Annotated in this window: 18 protein-coding genes; 9 read left to right on the top strand and 9 right to left on the bottom strand. The window is 65.6% G+C overall.

Annotated features, from left to right (window positions below):
- Positions 1–91: 91 nt before the first annotated feature.
- Positions 92–949, bottom strand: a complete 858-nt coding sequence (speE, locus tag C8J98_RS12130; RefSeq protein ID WP_107913462.1) for a polyamine aminopropyltransferase — start codon at positions 947–949, stop codon at positions 92–94.
- Between the two features lie 320 nt (positions 950–1,269).
- Between speE and speA the strand changes: the two genes are divergently transcribed.
- Entirely contained in the window at positions 1,270–3,156 is a 1,887-nt protein-coding gene (gene speA, locus C8J98_RS12125; RefSeq protein ID WP_107913461.1) for an arginine decarboxylase, read from the top strand.
- The gene (locus C8J98_RS12120) at positions 3,153–4,013 is read left to right on the top strand and encodes an NAD(P)-dependent oxidoreductase (RefSeq protein WP_107913460.1); all 861 of its coding nucleotides are present in this window, start codon (positions 3,153–3,155) and stop codon (positions 4,011–4,013) included. The genes speA and C8J98_RS12120 overlap by 4 nt, the downstream gene beginning before the upstream one ends.
- A gap of 78 nt (positions 4,014–4,091) precedes the next feature.
- Here C8J98_RS12120 and C8J98_RS12115 read toward each other — a convergent pair whose 3' ends face one another.
- The 3 genes from C8J98_RS12115 to radC all read right to left on the bottom strand — a co-directional run bounded on the left by C8J98_RS12115 (position 4,092) and on the right by radC (position 8,647).
- Positions 4,092–4,835, bottom strand: coding sequence for an SPOR domain-containing protein (locus C8J98_RS12115; RefSeq protein WP_107913459.1), 744 nt, complete (start codon positions 4,833–4,835; stop codon positions 4,092–4,094).
- Positions 4,836–6,524 (bottom strand): arginine--tRNA ligase, encoded by a 1,689-nt coding sequence (gene argS / locus C8J98_RS12110; RefSeq protein WP_107913458.1) that lies wholly within the window; start codon positions 6,522–6,524, stop codon positions 4,836–4,838. It abuts the gene before it with no gap.
- A gap of 1,427 nt (positions 6,525–7,951) precedes the next feature.
- Positions 7,952–8,647 carry a DNA repair protein RadC gene (gene radC, locus C8J98_RS12105; RefSeq protein WP_107913457.1) on the bottom strand — a complete coding sequence of 232 codons (696 nt, stop codon included), beginning with the start codon at positions 8,645–8,647 and terminating at the stop codon, positions 7,952–7,954.
- A 150-nt stretch (positions 8,648–8,797) separates the two neighbouring features.
- On the opposite strand from radC, the gene coaBC reads away from it, so the two are divergent.
- The 3 genes from coaBC to C8J98_RS22330 all read left to right on the top strand — a co-directional run bounded on the left by coaBC (position 8,798) and on the right by C8J98_RS22330 (position 12,820).
- Positions 8,798–10,003 carry a bifunctional phosphopantothenoylcysteine decarboxylase/phosphopantothenate--cysteine ligase CoaBC gene (gene coaBC / locus C8J98_RS12100; protein ID WP_107913456.1) on the top strand — a complete coding sequence of 402 codons (1,206 nt, stop codon included), beginning with the start codon at positions 8,798–8,800 and terminating at the stop codon, positions 10,001–10,003.
- 3 nt (positions 10,004–10,006) lie between these two features.
- Complete coding sequence (gene dut / locus C8J98_RS12095; RefSeq protein WP_107913455.1) at positions 10,007–10,462, top strand: dUTP diphosphatase; 456 nt, start codon at positions 10,007–10,009, stop codon at positions 10,460–10,462.
- Positions 10,463–10,531: 69 nt separating this feature from the next.
- A complete protein-coding gene (locus C8J98_RS22330; protein ID WP_233260214.1) occupies positions 10,532–12,820 on the top strand; it encodes a phosphomannomutase/phosphoglucomutase in 2,289 nt (762 codons plus the stop codon).
- Between the two features lie 8 nt (positions 12,821–12,828).
- Here C8J98_RS22330 and C8J98_RS12085 read toward each other — a convergent pair whose 3' ends face one another.
- The 3 genes from C8J98_RS12085 to C8J98_RS12075 form a co-directional block, all read right to left on the bottom strand.
- Positions 12,829–13,473 carry a DUF4124 domain-containing protein gene (locus tag C8J98_RS12085; protein WP_199229899.1) on the bottom strand — a complete coding sequence of 215 codons (645 nt, stop codon included), beginning with the start codon at positions 13,471–13,473 and terminating at the stop codon, positions 12,829–12,831.
- Positions 13,474–13,572: 99 nt separating this feature from the next.
- Positions 13,573–14,220: an orotate phosphoribosyltransferase gene (pyrE, locus tag C8J98_RS12080; protein WP_107913453.1), complete on the bottom strand. Its 648-nt coding sequence runs from the start codon at positions 14,218–14,220 to the stop codon at positions 13,573–13,575.
- Between the two features lie 13 nt (positions 14,221–14,233).
- Complete coding sequence (locus C8J98_RS12075; RefSeq protein WP_107913452.1) at positions 14,234–14,734, bottom strand: GNAT family N-acetyltransferase; 501 nt, start codon at positions 14,732–14,734, stop codon at positions 14,234–14,236.
- A gap of 56 nt (positions 14,735–14,790) precedes the next feature.
- Here C8J98_RS12075 and C8J98_RS12070 point away from each other — a divergent pair, with 56 nt between their 5' ends.
- The 3 genes from C8J98_RS12070 (at position 14,791) to C8J98_RS12060 (ending at position 17,240) form a co-directional block, all read left to right on the top strand.
- Positions 14,791–15,561: an exodeoxyribonuclease III gene (locus C8J98_RS12070; RefSeq protein ID WP_107913451.1), complete on the top strand. Its 771-nt coding sequence runs from the start codon at positions 14,791–14,793 to the stop codon at positions 15,559–15,561.
- Positions 15,558–16,856 carry an MFS transporter gene (locus C8J98_RS12065; protein WP_233260213.1) on the top strand — a complete coding sequence of 433 codons (1,299 nt, stop codon included), beginning with the start codon at positions 15,558–15,560 and terminating at the stop codon, positions 16,854–16,856. The genes C8J98_RS12070 and C8J98_RS12065 overlap by 4 nt, the downstream gene beginning before the upstream one ends.
- Before the next feature lie 72 nt (positions 16,857–16,928).
- The gene (locus tag C8J98_RS12060) at positions 16,929–17,240 is read left to right on the top strand and encodes a hypothetical protein (protein ID WP_107913711.1); all 312 of its coding nucleotides are present in this window, start codon (positions 16,929–16,931) and stop codon (positions 17,238–17,240) included.
- 3 nt (positions 17,241–17,243) lie between these two features.
- On the opposite strand, the gene C8J98_RS12055 is transcribed toward C8J98_RS12060, so the two are convergent.
- Positions 17,244–18,359, bottom strand: coding sequence for an anhydro-N-acetylmuramic acid kinase (locus C8J98_RS12055; protein ID WP_107913450.1), 1,116 nt, complete (start codon positions 18,357–18,359; stop codon positions 17,244–17,246).
- A gap of 3 nt (positions 18,360–18,362) precedes the next feature.
- Positions 18,363–19,868 (bottom strand): peptidoglycan DD-metalloendopeptidase family protein, encoded by a 1,506-nt coding sequence (locus C8J98_RS12050; protein WP_107913449.1) that lies wholly within the window; start codon positions 19,866–19,868, stop codon positions 18,363–18,365.
- Positions 19,869–20,050: 182 nt separating this feature from the next.
- Here C8J98_RS12050 and tyrS point away from each other — a divergent pair, with 182 nt between their 5' ends.
- Complete coding sequence (gene tyrS, locus C8J98_RS12045; RefSeq protein WP_107913448.1) at positions 20,051–21,256, top strand: tyrosine--tRNA ligase; 1,206 nt, start codon at positions 20,051–20,053, stop codon at positions 21,254–21,256.
- The last annotated feature ends 215 nt before the right edge of the window (positions 21,257–21,471 follow it).

The following is a 21,471-nucleotide window of genomic DNA, read 5'->3' as shown; positions in this document are numbered from 1 at the left end:
GAGCCGGCTTTGCCGGCGATGGCCTTCAGCTACACCGCTCCGTTGGCTTTTCGCCGCTGAAGCGGCTCCCACACCTACACCATAGGGTCGATCAGTCGCCCAGCGCCTCGCGCATGAACTCCGGCTGCGCCAGCGCACCCTTGTGGATGTCGGCGTTGTAGTACTTCGTGGGGAAGTTCTTGCTGATCGCGCCACGCTCGCGGAAGCCCGAGAGGTCGCCGTCCTTGCGGGCCATGGTGCAGCTCCACCAGCCGGTGGGATAGCACGGCTGCGGGAAGGGCAGGGTACGCACGGCCTTGAAACCCGAGGTGCGCATGGCCGAACGCATCGCCTTGATCAGCTCGATGTGCGCCATGGGCGACTCCGACTGCTGCACCAGGATGCCGCCATGGCGCAGGGCCTTGTAGCAGCTGCCGTAGAAGGCGGCGTTGAACAGGCCTTCAGCCGGGCCGACGGGGTCGGTCGAGTCGACGATGATCAGGTCGATCGATTCAGGATCCGCCTCGGCCATGTACTTGATGCCGTCGATGAAGAGCAGCTCCGCGCGCGGATCGCCGTTGGCCTCGCACAGCTCCGGGAAGTACTGCTCGGCGAGGCGCGTGACGCGCTCGTCGATCTCCACCTGGGTGGCCTTCTCGACTTCCTCGTGCTTGAGCACCTCGCGCAGCGTGCCGCAATCGCCGCCGCCGATGATCACGACGCGCTTGGCGCGGGCGTGAGTGAACAGCGCCGGGTGGGTCATCATCTCGTGGTACAGGAAGTTGTCGCGGCCGGTGAGCATCACGCAACCGTCGATCACCATGAGGTTGCCCCAATCGGTGGTCTGGTAGATCTCGATGGTCTGGAACTCGGTCTTCTCGGCGTGCAACAGGCGCTCGACGCGGAAACCGATGGAGGAGCCCGAAGCCTGATGGGCTTCGGTAAACCAGCTGAGCTGCTGCTGCGACATGACGCTGTTCCTGGAAGCGGGAAGGGGATCGAAAACGGAGATTGTACCGGCTCCGGGCGGTGAAACGGCCACCGGCCTCGCCCTACAGGGCTTGTAGGCCGTACCTCACAGCCAGTTTCGCGATACACGGATGTCATGGCGGCCCGGTACAATAGACGGTCTGCCGACGGTCGCCCCGCCGCGCAGGCCCAGTCTGGTTGGCCCCGCGGCGTGCGAGGCTCCCGGCCGCCAGGCCCGCTTCAGGTCAAAGTTCGCCGCTGCGACTGTTCCGCGCACCCCCGATGGGGGACACGACACAATCACCTGGAGATCTTCCGCCCATGGCGAACTGGACCACCGACCGCGCAAAGTCGACCTACGCGATCCCGCACTGGAGCAACGGCTACGTCGACGTTGCCGATGACGGCCACCTGCTCATGTGCCCCCGCGGCGACGAGGGCCCGGCCCTCGACCTGCCGGCCATCGTCGACCAGGCGACGAGTGAGGGCCTGCGCCTGCCGCTGCTCATTCGTTTTCCCGACATCCTCGCCGATCGTCTCGCCCGCCTGCAGCAGGCATTCGCCAAGGCGATCGACGATGTCGACTACGCCGGCTCCTACACGGCGATCTACCCGATCAAGGTGAACCAGCAGCGCGGCGTGGTCAGCGAGCTGGTTGCCGCCGGCGAGCACGGCTTCGGTCTCGAAGCCGGCTCCAAGCCCGAGCTGATGGCCGTGCTGGCACAGGCGCGCCCCGGCAGCATGGTCGTCTGCAATGGCTACAAGGACCGCGAGTACGTTCGCCTCGCCCTCATCGGTCTCAAGCTCGGCCTGCGCGTGCACATCGTCATCGAGAAGCTCTCCGAGCTCGACCACGTCTTCGCCGAAGCCAAGGCGCTCGACGTCGAGCCGCTGCTCGGTGTCCGCGTGCGGCTGGCATCGATCGGTGCCGGCAAGTGGCAGAACACCGGTGGCGACAAGGGCAAGTTCGGCCTCAGCCCGGGCCAGATCCTCGAACTGATCGAGCGCCTGGATGCCGCCGGCCTCAAGCACACGTTGAAGCTGCAGCATTTCCACATGGGCTCGCAGATCTCCAACGTGCGCGACATCGCCGCCGGCATGCGCGAGGCTGTTCGCTATTTCGTCGAGCTGCACCGCCTGGGCGTGCCCATCGACGTCGTGGATGTGGGTGGCGGCCTGGGCGTCGATTACGAAGGCACCCGCTCGCGCAGCTACAACTCGATCAACTACAGCCTGGGCCAGTACGCGGCCAGCATCGTTCAGCCGCTGGCCGAGGCCGTGGCCGAGCACGGCATGAAAGCACCAATCATCTTCACCGAATCCGGCCGCGCCATGACCGCTCACCATGCGGTGATGATCGTCAACGTGAGCGAAGTGGAGCCGGTGCCACAGGGTGCGGTCCCCGCTGGCCGCGCGGGCGAGCCCAGCGTGCTTCGCCACCTGCGCGAAACGCATGCCGAGCTCGACACCCGCCCGCCGCTCGAACTGTTTCACGAAGCCCAGCACCACCTGGCCGAGGGCCTCTCGCTGTACGCGCTCGGGCAGCTCGACCTGCGCGACCGCGCCACTCTCGATGAGCTGTTCTATGCCATCGCCAATGCCGTGCGTCCGCGTCTGCTGCCGGCGGAGCGTGCGCATCGCCAGGCGCTGGACGACCTCGACGAAAAACTGGTGGACAAGTACTTCGTCAACTTCTCGGTGTTCGAGTCCGTGCCGGACATCTGGGCGATCGACCAGATCTTCCCGATCGTTCCCATCTCGCGTCTCGACGAGGAGCCGACGCGACGCGGCGTCATCGCCGACCTCACCTGCGATTCGGACGGACGCATCGACCACTACGTGGATGCCGAAGGCGTGGACGTAAGCCTGCCGCTGCACGCACTGAACGACCGCGAGTCCTATCGCCTGGGCATCTTCATGGTCGGTGCGTACCAGGAAACCCTGGGCGACATCCACAACCTGTTCGGCGACACCGACGCGGTGAATGTGCGCGCCACGGCCAGCGGCTACGAGTTCGCCCACATCCGCCGCGGCGACACGACGGACCTGATGCTCGACTACGTGGGCTATGACCTCAAAGCGCTTCGCCAGTCCTACGTCGATCGTCTTGCGGCTGCGGGTATCGTGGGTGCCCAGGCCGAGGAACTGTACGCCTCGCTCGACAAGGGGCTGACGGGCTATACCTATCTCGCGGAGACGACAGCATGAGCATCAAGGCCGCTTTTATCGGACTCGGCGCGATGGGCGCGCCCATGGCCGGCCACCTGCATGCCAAGGGGCTGCTTGTCGCGGTCGGTAACCGCACCCAGGCCCGCGCCGACACATTGGCCAAGGAACTGGGCGTGGTCGCGCCGGATCTCGCCGGCATCGCCGCATCGACCGACGTCATCGCCCTCTGCGTCAGCGCGGATGCGGATGTCATCAGCGTCGTCCAGGCATTGGCGCCTGCCCTGAAGAAGGGCAGCATTGTCATCGATCATTCCACCGTCGCACCCGCCACGGCCAAACGCGCCGCACGCATCCTCGCCGACGTGGGCGCGGACTTCCTCGATGCTCCCGTATCTGGCGGCGTGGAAGGCGCGAAGAACGGCAAGCTCTCCGTGATGGTCGGTGGCGACGCGGCCGTGCTCGAACGCGCTCGCCCGGTGCTCGAAGCCTACGGTGCTCGCATCACGCACATGGGTGCTGTCGGCAGTGGCCAGGCGACCAAGGCGGTCAACCAGGTGCTGGTCGCGGGCATAGCGCATGCCGTGACGGAAGGCCTCGCACTGGGTGAAGCGCTAGGCCTGGAGGCCGACCGCCTGATCCCGACACTTGCCGCGGGCGCCGCCGGCAACTGGTTCCTCGACAAGCGTGGCGCCACGATGCTGCGCAACGAGTTCTCGGTAGGGTTCAAGCTGGCGCTGCTGCATAAGGACCTCGGCATCGTCCGTGGCATCGCCACCGAAGCCGGCACGGATCGCACGATCATCGAACAGTCGCTGGCCGACTTTGGTGAGTTGATGGCGCAGGGCTACGGCGACGACGACATCTCGGCGTTGATTCGTCTCAAGCGCGGGAAGTGAGATCCGGTAACCGTTGAAAAGAAAAACCCGCCGGCAACGGCGGGTTTTTTCTTTGTGTCACGGCAGTGAGGGAGGACCTCAGCTGCCTTCCTTCAACGCAATGGCGCTGATGCCCGCCGCCTGCAGATGCTGTTTGGTGCTTTCCAGATCCGTGGCCGACTTGAACGGGCCGAGGCGAACGCGGTTGTAGGTCTGCGCCCCGACCTTCACGGCCTGCACGTTGGCCACGAAACCCTGCAGCGCCAGCTTGGCCTTGAGGGCTTCCGCATCGGCGGCGCTCGGGAACGCGCCGACCTGCAGCAAGTAGCCCGAGCCACCGGCGGCCGTAGCGGCGGGTGCCTGTTGCGCAGGCGCAGCCGTGACCGTCTGCGTCGTCGCCTTCGGCAGGTTCGCGGCCGCGGCGGTGGTGGCCTGTTGCTGCTGCGCGACCTCGGCCTTCTGGGCCGCCGCCTGTTGCTGGGCGGCCTGCTGTTGCTGCTGCTTCTGCTGCGCTTCGGCGCTGGCCTGCGCGCGGATCTCGGCATCCGGAATGCGCACTTCCTTCTCGGAAAGCACCGAGTAGAAATCGTAAGACGGCTTCTTCGGCTTTTCCGGTTCGGTCTGGTCGACCACGCCGGGGTCGCTGCCCTTCTGCGCCGTGGCCTGGGGATTCGGTTCGGGGCCGTCGTGCTGGCGCATCATGGGCATCCACGAGCCGCGCATGGCGAATGCCATCAACAGGGCGCCGGCGAGGATGCCGATCAGCGCCCAGCTCCAGCCCGGTATGCCATTCGAGCTGTTACGGACGGCCTGGCGGCCCTTTGCCTTCTTGCGCGTTGCCATTTACATGCTCTCCGGGGCGGAAATGCCCAGCAGATCCAGACCGTTCTTCAATACTTGTTGCGTCCCCGCGACCAGTGCAAGGCGGGCGTCACGCAGGTCGCCGTCGTCGACGATCCATTTGTGCTCGTGATAGTAGCTGTGCAGCGAGCCCGCGAGTTCACGCAGGTATTGCGCGATCAGGTGCGGTTCCAGGTTGGCGGCAGCCGACTCGACCATCTCCGGGTAGCGCGACAGCTCCACCATCAGCGCCTGTTCGTGCTCGGTGTCCAGCAAAGGCAGCTTCGCCAGCCCGTTGCCGCGATCGGTCGAAAGCCCGCGATCGGCCAGTTCACGGAACACGCGGCAGGCGCGGGCGTGGGCGTACTGGATGTAATACACCGGGTTGTCGTTGCTCTGCGAACGCGCCAGGTCGATGTCGAAGACCAGCTGCGAATCGGCCTTGCGGGCGATCAGGAAGTAACGCGTCGCGTCGCGGCCAGCTTCGTCGATGAGGTCGCGCAGCGTGACATAGGAGCCGGCGCGCTTGGAAATCTTCACCTCTTCGCCGCCGCGCATCACCGTGACCATCTGGTGCAGCACGTACTCCGGCCAGTTCCCGGGAATGCCCGTGTCCAGCGCCTGCAGGCCTGCCTTCACGCGAGCCAGCGAACCGTGGTGGTCGGAACCCAGCTCGGTGATGGCGCGTTCATAGCCGCGCTGCCACTTGGTGCGGTGGTAGGCCACGTCCGGAAGGAAATAGGTGTAGTTGCCGTCGGACTTGCGCATGACGCGGTCCTTGTCGTCACCGAAGTCCGTGGAGCGCAGCCAGAGGGCGCCGCCTTCTTCATAGGTGTGACCATGGGCGACCAGTTCGCGCACCGTCTCTTCCACCTTGCCCTCGGTGTATAGCGAGGACTCGAGGTAATAGACGTCGAAGCCGACGCCGAAGGCTTTCAGGTCCAGGTCCTGCTCGTGGCGCAGCGAGGCGACCGCGAAGCGGCGAACATCGTCCAGATTGTCGGCGTCACCCGAGGCGGTCACCGTCTCACCATCGGCCTCGACCGACTCGCGAGCGAGGAAGGCGCGGGCCACCTCGGCGATGTAGTCGCCGCGATAGCCGGATTCCGGCCAGCCGGCTTCATCCGGCGCGATGCCCCTGGCGCGCGCCTGGGTGGACAGCGCCAGGTTGGCGATCTGCACGCCGGCGTCGTTGTAGTAGAACTCGCGCGTCACGTTCCAGCCGCTGGCGCGAAGCAGTCGGCTGATACTGTCGCCGATGGCCGCGGCGCGACCGTGGCCCACGTGGAGCGGGCCGGTCGGGTTGGCCGAGACGAACTCCACGCCCGCCTGGCGGCCGCCGCCGTCCCGGTTGTAGCCATACCGGTCGGCCTCGGCGAGGGCCCGGGTGATCTCCGCATGGAACGCAGCCGGGGCGAGGAAGAAGTTGATGAAGCCCGGACCGGCGATATCCACCTTGCCGACCAGCGCCGACGCGGGCAGGGCCCCGACCAGGTCGACGGCGATGTCGCGCGGCTTACGGCCGGCCGCCTTGGCCATCATCATCGCGACATTGGTCGCGAAATCGCCGTGTTCGCGGCTGCGCGTGCGCTCGATCACGAACGTCGGCGCAACGAAATCGGACGGCAGTTTGCCGGACTCCCGCAGAGCCCCGATGGCCTGCAGGACGAGTTGTTTGAGCTCTTGTTTCACGGGAGTCGGGACACGGATATGGAACCGGCAATCCTATCAGAAGGGGCACCCGGGCCGGTCGCGCCGGGGCATCCGGTTCATCCCCGAGCCTGTGGATAAGTCTGTGGGCAAGAACGGCCCGAACCGACCCGGCACGGGGCCTACAAGAAATGACTTCAATGCGTAACAACTCAAAGCAAGTAAAATCATGAGCTTGCAGCGGTGACCTGTGCGAGGACAGCAGATGTGACGCCCAAGTGGAAAACCTGGTCAATGTGCATAAGTCAATTCCTCTGGCGCGTCCGGACGCTTTTTTCAGGCTCTTCGCGGATTACCGGGGACCGCGCGGGCTCGGCTTCGCGGTCGCTCTCTACACTTGGGCGTGTCGCGGGGGAGACCTTGGTGCCCACCCTCGCTGCTCAGACAATCCTCCGCGTTCGAGAAGGAAAGACCGCTGACGCGGCCCATGTATCTATCTGGCCTACGGCCGCTCCACTTGTGCGGAACTCGCCTCGAGGGTGGACACCAAGGCCTCTCACGACGATACGGTGGAGTGGGAGGAGAGCCGTTGGGTGGTGCCGTCGTCGGCCCCCGGCCATTGTCGGAGCCCCGGGTCGATGTGGAGGCGGTGGCTGGCACCCGGCTGTCGAACACCTTCCTCGCGCCCGTGCTGGCATGCCGGCCGACGATGCTGCCGTGCGCTTTGGCTCGACCCACGCGAACCTCAGGGCTCGGGAGAGCCTTCGGTGCCCACCCTCGAGGCGAGTTCCGCACAAGTGGAGCGGCCGTAGGCCAATAAGAACACGGCCGCACAGCGGCCTTTCCGGTACGAAACGCGGAGGACTGTCTGAGCAGCGAGGGTGGGCACCGAAGGCTCTGCGCTGCTACGTCACCGAAGGCTCTGCGCCGCGACGTCCGCGCCCGCCGCGGCGCAGAGCCTTCGGCGTCCCCGGAATTCCACGATGAACCATTTTCAGCCTGTCACCCTGCATTTTTGGCCGCGTCACGGCGTTGTAACTGGCCATCGTCACAATTCGTCTTGTGCCCGGTGGCTCCCCGGCCGACGGCACACGGGTTATCGACACCCCTCCCTCGAAAGATGGCCCCCAGACGGCGCGAGCGGCACTCGCGCCGTCTTTTTTTGGTTCTTCGCGGATTACCGGGGCCGGGCGCTCAGCTTTCAGGCCGGGCATTCTTTCGCACCTCGCACCTCGCCCATGGTTCGCCTTCGCTCTCTACACTTGGGCGTCTCGCGGGGGAGACATTGGTGCCCACCCTCGCTGCTCAGACAGTCCTCCGCGTTCGAAAAGGAAGGCCGCTCACGCGGCCCATGTATCTATCTGGCCTACGGCCGCTCCACTTGTGCGGAACTCGCCTCGAGGGTGGACACCGAAGGCTCTGCGCCGCTACGTCCCCGGAATTCCGTGAAGAACCTTTTTTTGGGGCTGTCAGAGCAAACCCAGGTTGGCCATCGACGTGGGCTCGCCATGGCCGATCACGAGGTGGTCGAGCACGCGGATGTCCATCAGGCGCAGCGCGTCCACCAGTACCCGCGTGATTTCACGATCGGCCCGGCTGGGCTCGGCCACCCCCGACGGGTGATTGTGAGCAAGGATGACCGCACTTGCCCGGTGACGAAGGCAGGCCCTGACCACCTCCCGCGGATACACGCTGGCACCGTCGATCGTGCCGCGGAAGAGTTCTTCATAGGCCAGCACGCGGTGGCGGGTATCCAGGAACAGGCAGGCAAACACCTCGTGAGGCAGATGACGCAGTCGTGCCCGGAAGTACTCCGCGCTGTCGGTAGGGCTCTCGATATGCGGAAGCTCGGCGAGGCTTTCGCCCAGCGAGCGCCGTGCAAGTTCCAGCGCGGCGACGATGCGCGCCCGCTTGGCGGGGCCGACTCCACTGACAGGAGGCAGGTGGTCAGGATCGGCGAGCAGTCGCCCAAGGCTGCCGGCCTGCCCGAGCAGGGCCCGGCCGGTGGCGACGGCGTCGCAGCCCGCCGTGCCGTGACCAAGCAGCACGGCAATGAGTTCGGCGTCGGACAAGGCGGCCACACCGTGGGCCAGCAGGCGCTCGCGCGGCCGCTCGCTTTCCGGCCACTGATGGATCGGCCGTGGCCGGTACGTCCCCCGCTTCATAAGATCGTGCTTCCTGTCCTGCCCCATGTGTGGAGCCCGACGACCAACTTAGGGTTGTGGGTGTTGCCTTGGCGATAGAACGATTCTGAAAAAAAGGGCTGCCTGAAATCCGTTAAGCTAACTGGCCCCCCGAAGCAGTGTCGTTCCGCCATGAGTCTTCGCCAGCGTCGCATCCTGATTGGCGTAACCGGTGGTATCGCCGCTTACAAGATCTGCGAGCTCGTTCGTCGCCTTCGCGATCTCGACGCCGACGTGCGCGTCGTCATGACGGAAGGGGCGACCCATTTCGTCACCCCTACGACCTTCCAGGCGCTCTCGGGACAACCGGTGCGTGTCAGCCTGTGGGACGAGGCCGGCGAAGCCGCGATGGGTCATATCGAACTGGCGAAGTGGGCGGAGCGCGTGCTCATCGCACCGGCCAGTGCCGACACCATCGCGCGGCTCGCGCACGGCTTCGCCGACGACCTGCTGTCGACGGTCGTGCTCGCCACCGCGGCACCGGTCTACATCGCCCCTGCCATGAATCAGCAGATGTGGGCGAACCTGGCGGTGCAGGCGAACGTCGGCACGTTGCGTGTCCGCGGCGTGGGGATCCTTGGGCCGGCTGATGGTGACCAGGCCTGCGGGGATATCGGCTCCGGGCGAATGCTGGAACCTCACGAGTTGCGCGACATCCTGGTCGCTTCGTTCGGTGAGCAGCCGCTCCGCGGCCGCCGGGTGCTGGTCAGCGCTGGCCCCACATACGAGGACATCGACCCCGTACGCTTTATCGGCAACCGCAGTTCCGGACGCATGGGGTTTGCCGTCGCCACGGCCGCCCGTGATGCGGGTGCCGAGGTTACCCTGGTGGCTGGCCCGGTTTCGCTTCCGACGCCCGCAGGCGTGAACCGTATCGACGTGCGTAGCGCCCGCCAGATGCAGGAGATCCTGCTCAAGGCCGCCGCCGGCACCGATATCTACATTGGCGCGGCGGCCGTCGGCGATTACCGCCCGGTGGACACCGCCGACCACAAGCTGAAGAAGACCGACGGTAGCCCGCTTCGCCTCGACCTGGCGGAGAACCCCGACATCATCGCGTCGCTGGCGGCGCTCCCCGATCGCCCGTACCTGGTCGGCTTCGCGGCAGAGACGAACGAGCTCGCGGCATATGCGCAGGAAAAACTGCGTCGCAAGGGCATCGACATGATCGCGGCCAACGAGGTTGGCCCGGGGCGCGGTTTCGAAGTGGCGGAGAACGCGTTGCAGTTGTACTGGCGCGACGGCGGCGCCGCACTGCCCCATATGCCCAAGACCGAGCTGGCGCGCCAGCTGGTCGCGCACATCGCGCAACATTTTCTCGCAGGCATCGGAACCTGAGCCTTGATCGACATTGAACTGAAGATTCTCGACACCCGCCTGGGCGACACCATTCCCCTGCCTGAGCCAGCCACCGACGGTAGCGCGGGCATGGACCTGCGGGCGGCGGTCGACGTGCCGGTGACGCTGGCGCCGGGCGACAGCCTGCTGGTGCCGACGGGTCTTGCCATCCATATTGGTGACCCGGCCTGGTGTGCGCTGATCGTGCCGCGGTCTGGCCTGGGCCATAAACAGGGCCTGGTCATGGGTAACCTGGTCGGCGTTATCGACGCCGATTACCAGGGACCCTTGATGATTTCGTGCTGGAATCGCGGAAACGCGGTATTGACCATCACACCGGGTGACCGGATTGCGCAATTATTGCTGGTGCCGGTGGGACGGGCACGTTTGCGCGTCGTCGACGGGTTCACCCCTTCGCTGCGGGGCGAGGGTGGATTCGGTTCGACGGGCATTGGCTGACAGGCGACGGGAGCAAGGGGCAGCATGGGGCGTAACGAGGGAGGGGCGAAGCGGGGGCTTCGCATCGATATGCGACGTCTGCTGCCGTTGATCGGCGCCACGTTGCTGATCGTCGGCGGCGCGTTCTGTGCCTGGCAGGCATGGCTGATCGCCGACGAAACCGACGCGGCGGAGCGCACGCGCGCGGCGCAGCGCCAGGCCGTGCACGACCTCGGCGAGGCGTATGCCGCCCGGCACAACCAGCTCATGCGGGCCCTGGCCGATCCGGACGTCGCGACGGGCATCGACGACCATGTCGCCGCTGCCGCGCGCCTGCGTACGCTGCTTCCGGCCACGTCCGCTATCGAAATCTTCAGTGGTGGCCTGGACGAGGTGGTACGGGCTAACTACCGCGAGTTTGGCTACGCCAAGGCCGCCCAGCTGATGGCGGCGCTCGGCGAGACCGGCGCGCCGTTGGCGTCGAGTTCCATGCACGGTGGTGAGCGTCGGCTTACCGTGGCCGAGCCGGTAAACGTCAGCGGCTCGGTTCGCGCATGGGTCTGGCTCGAATACCCCTTCGACGACATCCACCAGAAGTTCGTGGCATCGTCACCTCCCAGTGGTCGCCTCGAACTACGCCAGGGCAGCGGCCGGGACAGCCTCATGCTGGATGCGGTCGGTTCCCTGGCGGGCGAGATCACGCCGGAAGGCCAGCAGGTTCCCGGAACCTCGCTCTATGTCTTCGCCGCCATGCCGAAGGCGTTCATCGTCATTCCGCACTCCGAGATACTCGCGGTCGTCCTTACCCTGATCGGCATCGGCGGCGGCGTCCTGTTGCTCTGGGCGCGGCGGCGACCCCAGCCCGTGGTTGAGACGGAGCCCGACGAAGTCCTCCTGGTCGACGTGGAACGTAAGCCGCGCTTGCCGCCGGCATCCGGTCCGACCGCGACGAAAGTACCCGCGTCGAAGCCGGTGGCACGCGCGGCGGCCGTGACGCTCGATCCGGCCATCTTCCGTGCTTACGACATCCGCGGCATCGTGGGCACCCAGCTGACCGCCGATATCGCGCGTCGTATCGGCCAGGCCATCGGCGGCCTGATGAACGAACGTGGCCTGCGCGAAATGGTGGTCGGCCGTGACGGTCGCCTGTCGGGCCCCGAGCTTGCGGGGGCCCTGTCGGACGGCCTGCGCGCGGCCGGTATCGACGTGATCGATCTTGGCGCGGTGCCGACGCCCGTGGCTTACTTCGCCGCATTCCACCTCGGTACGGGATGCGCTGTATCGGTCACGGGAAGCCACAACCCTCCGGATCACAACGGCTTCAAGATCGTGGTCGGCGGGGAGACGCTGGCTGAGGGCGCTATTGCCGACCTCCACCGTCGCATCGTCGAGGGCCGTCTCGAGGAAGACGGCCTGGGCACCTGGCGCGAACAGCCGGTCGTCGACGCCTACGTGGCGAAGATTGCCGGCGACGTCTCCGCCGAACGTCGCCTCAAGGTGGTCGTCGATGCCGGCAATGGCGTGGCCGGCGCCGTCGCGCCTCGCGTTCTCGAGGAGATCGGCTGCGAAGTGGTGCCGTTGTACTGCGACGTGGACGGCACGTTCCCGAACCACCACCCCGATCCGTCCGATCCTCGCAACCTCGGCGACCTGATCGCCGCCGTCCATACCATCGGTGCCGATATCGGCATCGCGTTCGACGGAGACGGCGATCGCCTGGGTGTGGTGACAGCCAGTGGCGAGATCATCTACGCCGATCGCTTGCTGATGCTGTTCGCCCAGGACGTGCTTGCACGCAATCCGGGCGCCACGGTGATCTTCGACGTCAAATGTACCGGGCACCTGCGCCGGATCATCCAGGAATCCGCGGGTGTGCCCCTGATGTGGCGCACCGGGCACTCCCTGATCAAGGCGAAGATGCGCGATACCGGTGCCGCGTTGGCCGGTGAGATGAGCGGTCACTTCTTCTTTGCTGACAACAATCGCTGGTATGGCTTCGACGACGGTATCTATGCGGCGGCTCGCCTGCTTGAAATCGTCGCTGGCGATCTCGAGGAGCGCAGCGTCGCGGCCCTTTTCGAGACGCTGCCCACCAGTGTTTCCACGCCCGAACTGCGGCTGCCGATGGAGGAGGGCGCCGCCTTCCGTTTCATCGAAGCGTTCCGTGCGTCCGCCACGTTCGAAGACGCGCGACTCACCACGATCGATGGCATCCGGGTGGATTGGCCCGACGGATGGGGCCTGGTGCGCGCCTCCAACACCTCACCGGCGCTCATGTTCCGCTTCGACGCGGACACGGCCAAGGCGCTGGAGCGCGTAAAGCAGGCTTTCCGCCAGCGCCTGCTGGCGGTCGACCCGAACCTGGTGTTGCCTTTCTGACCGACGGATCAGCCGCCGTTGGCGGCTTTCAGCTGGCGATAGTGCTGCAGCTGGGCATCGATCTTGACCTTGGCGGCGTCCTTGGCCACCTGCTGGCGCTGTAGGGTCGCGCGCAGGGATGCAACGGTGTTGCGCTGTTCGCTGATGCGCTGGGTCAGGTATCCCGGCACCGGCTGCTTGGCCCGCTCCAGGTCGCCGGCTCGCGTGAGCAGGTCGGCCAGTGCCTTCTCCTGTCCCTGCAGGTTGAGGCGAGTGGTGCGCGTGGCCTGTTCGAAGTTCTCCAGCTCGGCATTCTTCGCTGTCATGAACGAAGCCTCGTTGGGATAGGCGTTGAGCATCTGGGCATCGTCGCGCTGGCGCTGTTGCTCGACCTGCATGGCTGCGGCCTTCTGGTCCGCGATCTTCTTCGCCGCAGCTCGCTCATCGGCCGTCATCTGACGGTCCACGTGCCTTACGGTAACGCCCTGCGAGTTGACGACGTCGTAGCCGGCCATCATGGCCTCCGGCGTGAGGCTGTCGCTGAAGTACGAATGCCCTGACGTGTCCTTCCACTTGTAGCGGAAGCCGTTGTTGTTGCTCGTATTGGTGGCGGCAAAGCCGGCTGTGCCTAGGCACAGCATCGCTCCTGCCAGGATGTAACGCACTGCACGCATGGTGTCCCCTCCTGTGGTGGGAGTATAGCCAGCGGGCGGCATGAGGCTATGCAGGAACGACGCGTGGTCCGGCCCCACGTGACGCAGTCGCCGTTTTGCTCAGGCTTTGACGCCGTACTGCTCGCGGTACGCCAGCAGGCGGCCATAGTCGGCGGCCAGCTCGGGCTTCTCGCCCGCATAGGTCAGGACATCGGCCAGGGTGGCGATCGCAACTACAGGAATGCTGAACTGCGCCGCCACTTCCTGCGCCGCCGACAGGTCGCCCTGTCCACGCTCCTGGCGGTCCAGCGCAATGAGCACGCCCGCCGGCTCCGCGCCCTGCGCCCGGATCAGCTCCAGCGACTCGCGCACTGCCGTGCCCGCCGTCATGACGTCGTCCACGATCAACACGCGGCCCTTCAGTGGCGCGCCGACCAGCATGCCGCCTTCACCATGGGCCTTGGCTTCCTTGCGGTTATAGGCCCAGGGCAGGTCACGGTCCTGGGAATCGGCCAGTGCGATGGCGGTCGCGGCGGCCAGTGCGATGCCCTTGTAAGCCGGGCCGAAGAGCATGTCGAACGGCACGGCGGAGCGCGTTGCAGCCTCCGCATAGGAGCGTCCGAGCCGGGCTAGTGCGGCGCCGGAGTCGATCCGGCCCATGTTGAAGAAATACGGGCTGATGCGGCCCGACTTGAGCGTGAATTCGCCGAAGCGAAGAACGTCGCGGGCCAGGGTGAGCTCGATGAATTCGCGCTGGTAATCGTGCACGTCGGTGTCTCTCTCAGGGGTTCCAGGGATGTAACGGGCGCCACAGTACGAATTGCGGTCCCGCCAGTCCGCCATGGTACAGCTCGCCGCTGTCGCGATAGCCCGCTCGGCGATACACGTGCACGGCCGCCTCGTTGCGCACGTTTACCGTGAGCAGGATCCGTTCGCGATCGGGGTGACGTCCGGCGACGTAGGCATGGATGGCGTCGAGTGCGCGTCCGCCGAGGCCTTCGCCCTGTCGACCGGCATCGATCATGAAGCTGCGCAGGGCGACGGCGCCTTCGGCCAGCGGATGTTCGCCCATGGCGGCCGCACGTCTGTCGATGCGCACGTAGCCCACCACGACGCTGTCGACGACCAGAGCCAGCGCCTCACTGCCGGGACACACGGCGACGTCGGCCAGTGAATCCCCGATGCGGCCGACGAAGGGCAACTGCGCGTCCTGCACACGCAGGGCGAGCACGCCGGGCCTGACGTCGGTATCCAGGGGCAACACGCGAATGGCACTATTCATGCCGCCATTATGAGCCCGGTATGATGGGGGATTCGCCAAACGCACCCCAAGGTCCCATGCGCATCATCTCGCTGAACGCCAACGGTATCCGCTCCGCCGCCACCAAGGGCGTCTTCGAATGGCTGCGTGCCCAGGACGCCGACGTCGTCTGCCTGCAGGAAACCAAGGCGCAGGAAGCCCAGCTGATCGACCCGATGTTCCGTCCGGACGGTCACCACTGCTTCTACCACGATGCCCGCAGCAAGAAGGGCTACAGCGGCGTCGCCATCTATTCGAAGCGTGAGCCGGACGAGGTGCGCGTTTCCCTGGGGCGCGAGGATTTCGACTGCGAGGGGCGCTATATCGAAGCGCGCTTCGGCAACCTCAGCGTCGTTTCCTTCTACATTCCATCAGGGTCGTCGGGCGACGAGCGGCAGCAGTACAAGTTCCGCGTCATGGAATGGCTCACACCCATCCTTCGCGAGTGGGCGGCCAGTGGCCGTGAATACGTGCTGTGCGGCGACTGGAACATCGTCCACACCAGGAACGACATCAAGAACTGGACCTCCAACCAGAAGAATTCCGGCTGCCTCCCCGAAGAGCGCGCGTGGCTCGACCTGCTGTTCAAGGAGATCGGCTGGGTGGACAGCTTCCGCGCGATCAAGCCCGACGCGGTGGAATACACCTGGTGGTCCAACCGTGGCGCGGCGCGTGCGAACAACGTGGGTTGGCGCATCGACTACCAGATCGTGACGCCGGGCATGGGTGCCCGCGCGCGTGACTGCTCGATCTATCGCGACGAACGCTTCTCCGACCATGCGCCGTTTACCGTGGACTACGCCGAGTGACCCAAGCCGCCGGGGTAGCCCGCTACAAAGGGCTGCGGGGCGTGGCCGCGGCGTTCGCCCAGCCGGGTGCGGTCACCATGCTTTTCTTCGGCCTTGCTTCGGGCCTGCCGTTCCTGCTCGTCGGCAATACGCTCTCTGCCTGGCTGAAGGAATCGGGCGTGGACTACGGCGCCATTGGTCTGGCGAGCTATGTCACCTTCAGCTACAACTTCAAGTTCCTCTGGGCGCCCCTGGTAGACCGCTTCCGCCTGCCCTTGTTCTGCCGGCTCGGCCAGCGCCGCGGTTGGCTGATGTTCGCGCTGCTGCTGCTGGCGGCGGGCTTGCTGTCGATGGCCTTCATGCCGCCCACCGCATCGCTGCCGAACTTCGTCGGCGCCACCCTTCTGGCCGCCTTTGCCGGCGCGACGATCGATATCGTCGTGGATGCATATCGTGTCGAGATCGCCCCGCCGGAAGCGCAGGGGGCCCTGGCCGCCACCTATACGCTCGGCTATCGGTTCGGCCTCATTGCCAGCGGCGCGGGCATCCTGCTGATCGCCGACCAGGTGGGTTGGCAGCGCGGATACATGGCGATCTGCCTGTTGTTGATCGTACCCATCGTCACCGTGCTGATCGCTCGCGAGCCCGAGCACCGCGTGCGCGAACGCGTGCCGCTGCGCGTTGCCGTGCAGGAAGGCTTCGTCGGTCCGTTCCGCGACTTCTTCTCGCGTTATGGCATGGGGCTGGCGCTGGGTCTGCTCCTGTTCGTCGCCCTGTTCCGCTTGCCCGACCAGATGCTCGGCGTCATGGCCTATCCGTTCTATCTCGATGCGGGCTTTACCAAGACCCAGATCGCGGAAGTGTCGAAGGTGTATGGCGTCATCGTCGGCATCGCCGGTGCCCTGCTCGGTGGTTGGGCGGTCACCCGCTTCGAGATGCGCCGCCTGCTCGTTATCGCTGCCCTGGGCGTGGCGCTCTCGAACATGCTGTACCTGCTGATGGCGCAGAACCCGGGCCAGACCTGGGCATTCGTAGCGACACTCTCGGGCGACAACTTCGCGCAAGGTTTTGCGGGTCCGGTTCTGGTTGCTTTCATGTCCGGCCTGGTCAATCGCAGCTTCACCGCCACGCAATACGCGTTGCTCAGCTCGCTGGCCAACCTGCCCGGCAAGCTGATCGGCGGGATGTCGGGGTTCCTCGTCAAAGACTCCGGCTATTCGGCGCTATTCGTCATCAGCACGGTCTCGATCGTGCCCACCCTGATCGTCCTGGCCCTGCTCTGGCGGCGCCTGCCGACCCCAACGGACAGGCCGTAAGGCCAGCACAACGCGCGGCCGAAACTGTGTAAGATCTGCCGCACAGGGGGCATGCGCGAGGAGGTAACGCACGTGCCAGATATCGTGGTGCGACACATCGACGAGCAGATGGCCGAGCGAATCAAGACGCTCGCGCGCGAACGCCGCTGGTCGATCAATGAGGTGATCCTGCATGCGCTGCGCTATGGCCTTGGCCTCAGTGCAGGCGACGTGTTCAGCGAGCTGTTGCTGCAGCCCGGCGATATCGCGCACCTGACCGGGGCGTGGGACGCCGAAGAGCAGGCCGCTTTCCAGGAAGCGCTGGCGGCACTCGCCCAGGCGTCACCCTCTACCCTTGCGGATGCGGCCCAGCGCCAGGCGAGCGTCCCCGATGAATCGTTCTGAGGCTCAGGGCGCCGCGTAGAGCGCGCCCAGCAGGCGCGGGCCACGTGCGCCCGTGACGCTTGCCAGGTTGCCTGGCTCGCCGCGAAGGCGGCGATAGGCCAGCCAGGCGAAGGCCATGGCTTCCATGAAGTCCGGATCGATGCCGAACACCGAACTCGTGACCAACTCGCGTCCAGGCAAGCGCTCGGCGAGTGCACGCATCAGGGCCGCGTTGTGCACGCCACCACCGCACGCGATGACATCACTGGCGTCGCCGGCATGGCGCTCGATGGCATCGACGATCGATACCGCGCTCAGTGCCAGCAGGGTGGCCTGGACATCTTCCGGCGTGTTGTCGGCCACGCGGGGATGCGTGTCCAGCCAGGTCAGGTGAAAGTGTTCGCGGCCCGTGCTCTTCGGCGGCGGCAGGACGAAGTACGCGTCGTCCAGCAGCTCGGCGAGCAGCGTCGCATCGACGCTTCCCGACGCCGCGAAGCGACCGTCGCGGTCGAAGGCTTCGCCACGGTGACGCAGGCACCACGCGTCCATGAGCCCGTTCGCCGGACCCGTATCGAAACCGGTGACGTCGCCGGCAGCGGACAACCGCGTGACATTGGCGATGCCGCCAAGGTTGAGCACCACGCGCGCGCCATTCTCCGGCCGCAGCACCGTGGCATGGAATGCCGGGACCAGGGGTGCACCCTGGCCACCCGCCGCGACGTCGGCGCGTCGGAAGTCGGCAATCGTGTCGATGCCGCAGCGCTCGGCGATGACCGAAGGGTCGCCGATCTGAAGAGTGAAGGGCAGGGGGCCGTCGGGCCGATGCCGGATGGTCTGGCCGTGCGAACCGATGGCCGCTACGGCCGTGTGCGAGACCTTCGCCTTTGCGAGCACCGCCTGCGCCGCGTCGGTGAAGGCGTGGGCGACGGCGACGTCGAGTCGGCCGTAGTCGTCCAGGGCAAGTCGGTCTTCATCCTGGGCGACGGCAAGGATGCGTCGGCGCAGGGTGTCGTCCCAGGGATGCGTGAGCCCGGCCACGAGGGATGGGCGCCCTTCGTCGAAGCGGACCAGCGCGGCGTCGATGCCGTCCGCACTGGTTCCGGAAATAAGGCCCAAGTAGAGGCCGTCGGTGGTCGGCACGAATCAGTCGTCGCCGCGCGAAGCGGTATCGGCGCGCGCGAGCTTCGTGTTGTTGTCGACCTGGTTGAGGCGGGCCAGCTGCGGGCCGACAACCTCTTTCTTGAACTTCGCCAGCTGGGCGGCCGGCAAGGGCTCCGGCTTCGGCAGGGTCACCGTCTGCGGATCGCGCTGCACATTGTTGACGCGGAATTCGTAGTGCAGGTGCGGGCCGGTGGCCAGGCCGGTCATGCCGACGAAACCGATGGTGCTGCCCTGGCTCACGCGCTGGCCAACGCGCAGGTTGGCGAAGCGGGACATGTGGCCGTAGGCGGTGCTGATCGTTGCGTTGTGCTGGATGACCACGAAGTTTCCGTAACCATTCATCCAGCCACGGAACTTGACTACGCCATCGCCCGCGGCATGGATCGGGGTGCCGGTCGGCGCGGCATAGTCGACGCCCTTGTGTGCGCGCATCGTGCCGAGGATCGGGTGCATGCGACCGGCGCTGAACTGCGAGGAGATACGCGTGAAGTCGACCGGAATGCGCAGGAAGGAGCCGGTGAGCGGGCGACCTTCCTCGCTGAAGTAGCTCCACTTGCCGTCGCTGTTCTTAAAGCGGTAAGCCGTATAGCGCTTGCCCTGGTTGACGAACTCGGCGGCGACGATGTCGCCTTCGCGAAGGTACGACCCGTCGCTGTAGACATCGTCATAGATAACGGTGAAGTTGTCGCCGACACGCAGGTCCTGCACGAAGTCGATGTCGAACTTGAACACCTCGGCCAGCTTAAGGACCATCGCATTGCTCATGCCGGCCTTGGAGGCCGCGCCGAACAGCGAGCTGTCGATGTCGCCATGAGCGATGTGCTCGCGACGCTGCACATCGCGGGTCTTCGTGGTGAGCTGGGCAGTTGCGCCGTCGAGACGCAGGGTGGCGATGTTCGCCTCGTCCTGGTCGAAGCGCACACCCTTGAGCGTGTGGTCGCCGCCGACCAGAAACTGGAACTCCTGGCCCGGCTTGATCTGATGAAAGACCCTGGTGCCGCCCGAGCCGTCGATCACGTGCTGCAGGTCGGTCATCGACAGGCCCTGGGCCAGGAAGATGTCGGCGAGGGTCTCGCCCGGGTGCACTTGCACGGTCTGCCATTCCTCGACGGCAGCGATCGGCTTGATCGCTGCCGGGTCCATCTTCGGCAAGGCCAGCGGGACGATGGCGTGGTCGAAGGGATCCGCGGAGACCAGGGGCGCCGCGATGGCAGAGGACTTTGCGGCGGCGCCTGGCGCCGAGGTGACCGACGACGACTTCATGGCGCCGGCCCAGGCCGGAATCACGAGGGCGGAAAGGATGACAAGAAGAAAGGCCGTACCCGCGAGAATCCAGCGCTCACGCGACCAGCTCAGCGGCTCCGACGACGCATTTCGACTGAACGACCAATGCGCCCGGCTATCGTAGAAGTGCGAATGACGACGCTGCGCCTTGCGACGGATAGCTTGCTTGCGGGCACTGTGCGCGCCTCTGTTCTCATCAGCCATTGTCTTTCTAGTATCCGCTCGCCCCGAGTTGTCGCGTACCATAACGGCCTCGCGCAAACGGCGTCAACGCCTTTCCCATCAAGGCTTTGCATCGCATCTTTGGGTTAACGCACAATTAACCTCCACGGCGTCTTCACACACAAATGTGAAGGTCGTCGGCCAACGACTACCAGAGAGAAAGCATGAACGAGCTGGACCAGGCCCTGGCGCTGATCGCGCGCGGCGCAGACGAGATCATCAAGAAGGACGACCTCGAAGCCAGGCTCAAGACGGGCCGTCCCCTGCGCATCAAGGCCGGGTTCGACCCGACGGCCCCGGACCTGCACCTGGGCCATACCGTCCTGCTCAACAAGATGCGCCAGTTCCAGGATCTCGGCCATCAGGTCATCTTCCTGATCGGCGACTTCACCGGCATGATCGGCGATCCCACCGGCAAGAACGTCACCCGCAAGCCACTCACCCGTGAAGACGTGCTGGCCAATGCCGAGACCTACGCCGAGCAGGTGTTCAAGGTGCTCGACCGGGAAAAGACCGAGCTGCGCTTCAATTCCGAGTGGTTCGGCAAGATGGGCGCGGCGGACATGATTCGCCTGGCCGCCCAGCACACCGTGGCCCGCATGCTCGAGCGCGACGACTTCGCCAAGCGCTACAAGTCGGAGCAGCCCATCGCCATCCATGAATTCCTCTATCCCCTGGTCCAGGGTTACGACTCCGTGGCGCTGGAATGCGACGTGGAGCTCGGCGGTACCGACCAGAAGTTCAACCTGCTCATGGGCCGGGCCCTGCAGGAGCACCACGGCCAGCCGCCGCAGATCGTCCTGACCATGCCGCTGCTGGAAGGCCTGGACGGGGTCAACAAGATGTCCAAGTCGCTGGGCAACTACATAGGTATCAACGAGCCGGCCATCGATATGGTCACCAAGACCATGAAGATCGGCGACGACCTCATGTGGCGGTGGTTCGAGCTGCTCAGCTTCGATGTCTCCATGGATGACATCGCCCGGATGAAGGAAGAGATCGCCTCGGGCGCGTTGAACCCCCGCGACGCCAAGCTGCGCCTGGCTCGCGAACTGACCACGCGCTTCCACGACGCAGCGGCCGCTGAGCAGGCGATCGCGGGCTGGCATGCCGTCGTGCGGGGGGAGGGCGATACCAGCCTGCTTCCTCTGACGGATATCGAAACGCCTGCCGAAGGTTTCCGCCTGGCGGGGCTCCTCACCGCCGCGGGCGTCACGCCGAGCAATTCAGAGGCAAGCCGGAAGCTCAAGGAGCGTGCGGTACGTATCGATGGCGAGGTGGTCGACGACGCTTCGCGGGTCTTCACGGCCGGATTTGAGGGCGTGCTGCAGGTCGGCAAAAGAAATTTCGCCCGTATCCGCCTGATTTAACGTCGCTTTCAAAAAAGACTCACAAAAAGGCTTGCAGGGGTCTCAGGAATCGGTATTATTCGCCTCCCGCAGCGGCCCACGTCGAAAGACGAACGCTTCGGCAGCTATATCGCTTCGGCGACAACCTCGAAAAAAAGATTCACGAGGGTGTTGACGGAAACGAAAAACGATATAGAATGGGCGGCTCACTAGGACGAAATGTCCTGACGCAGAAA

The sequence above is a fragment of the Luteibacter sp. OK325 genome, from assembly GCF_003050935.1.
In the GTDB taxonomy this organism is placed as follows: domain Bacteria; phylum Pseudomonadota; class Gammaproteobacteria; order Xanthomonadales; family Rhodanobacteraceae; genus Luteibacter.
Note: the sequence above shows the minus strand (reverse complement) of the source record. Positions and strands in the feature narration are given on the sequence as shown.

Coding starts and splice junctions, on each gene's coding strand:
- speE (WP_107913462.1), bottom strand. CDS start 949: ATGTCGCAGCAGCAGCTCAGCTGGTTTACCGAAGCCCATCAGGCTTCG.
- speA (WP_107913461.1), top strand. CDS start 1,270: ATGGCGAACTGGACCACCGACCGCGCAAAGTCGACCTACGCGATCCCG.
- C8J98_RS12120 (WP_107913460.1), top strand. CDS start 3,153: ATGAGCATCAAGGCCGCTTTTATCGGACTCGGCGCGATGGGCGCGCCC.
- C8J98_RS12115 (WP_107913459.1), bottom strand. CDS start 4,835: ATGGCAACGCGCAAGAAGGCAAAGGGCCGCCAGGCCGTCCGTAACAGC.
- radC (WP_107913457.1), bottom strand. CDS start 8,647: ATGAAGCGGGGGACGTACCGGCCACGGCCGATCCATCAGTGGCCGGAA.
- coaBC (WP_107913456.1), top strand. CDS start 8,798: ATGAGTCTTCGCCAGCGTCGCATCCTGATTGGCGTAACCGGTGGTATC.
- C8J98_RS22330 (WP_233260214.1), top strand. CDS start 10,532: ATGCGACGTCTGCTGCCGTTGATCGGCGCCACGTTGCTGATCGTCGGC.
- C8J98_RS12085 (WP_199229899.1), bottom strand. CDS start 13,473: ATGCGTGCAGTGCGTTACATCCTGGCAGGAGCGATGCTGTGCCTAGGC.
- C8J98_RS12075 (WP_107913452.1), bottom strand. CDS start 14,734: ATGAATAGTGCCATTCGCGTGTTGCCCCTGGATACCGACGTCAGGCCC.
- C8J98_RS12070 (WP_107913451.1), top strand. CDS start 14,791: ATGCGCATCATCTCGCTGAACGCCAACGGTATCCGCTCCGCCGCCACC.
- C8J98_RS12050 (WP_107913449.1), bottom strand. CDS start 19,868: ATGGCTGATGAGAACAGAGGCGCGCACAGTGCCCGCAAGCAAGCTATC.
- tyrS (WP_107913448.1), top strand. CDS start 20,051: ATGAACGAGCTGGACCAGGCCCTGGCGCTGATCGCGCGCGGCGCAGAC.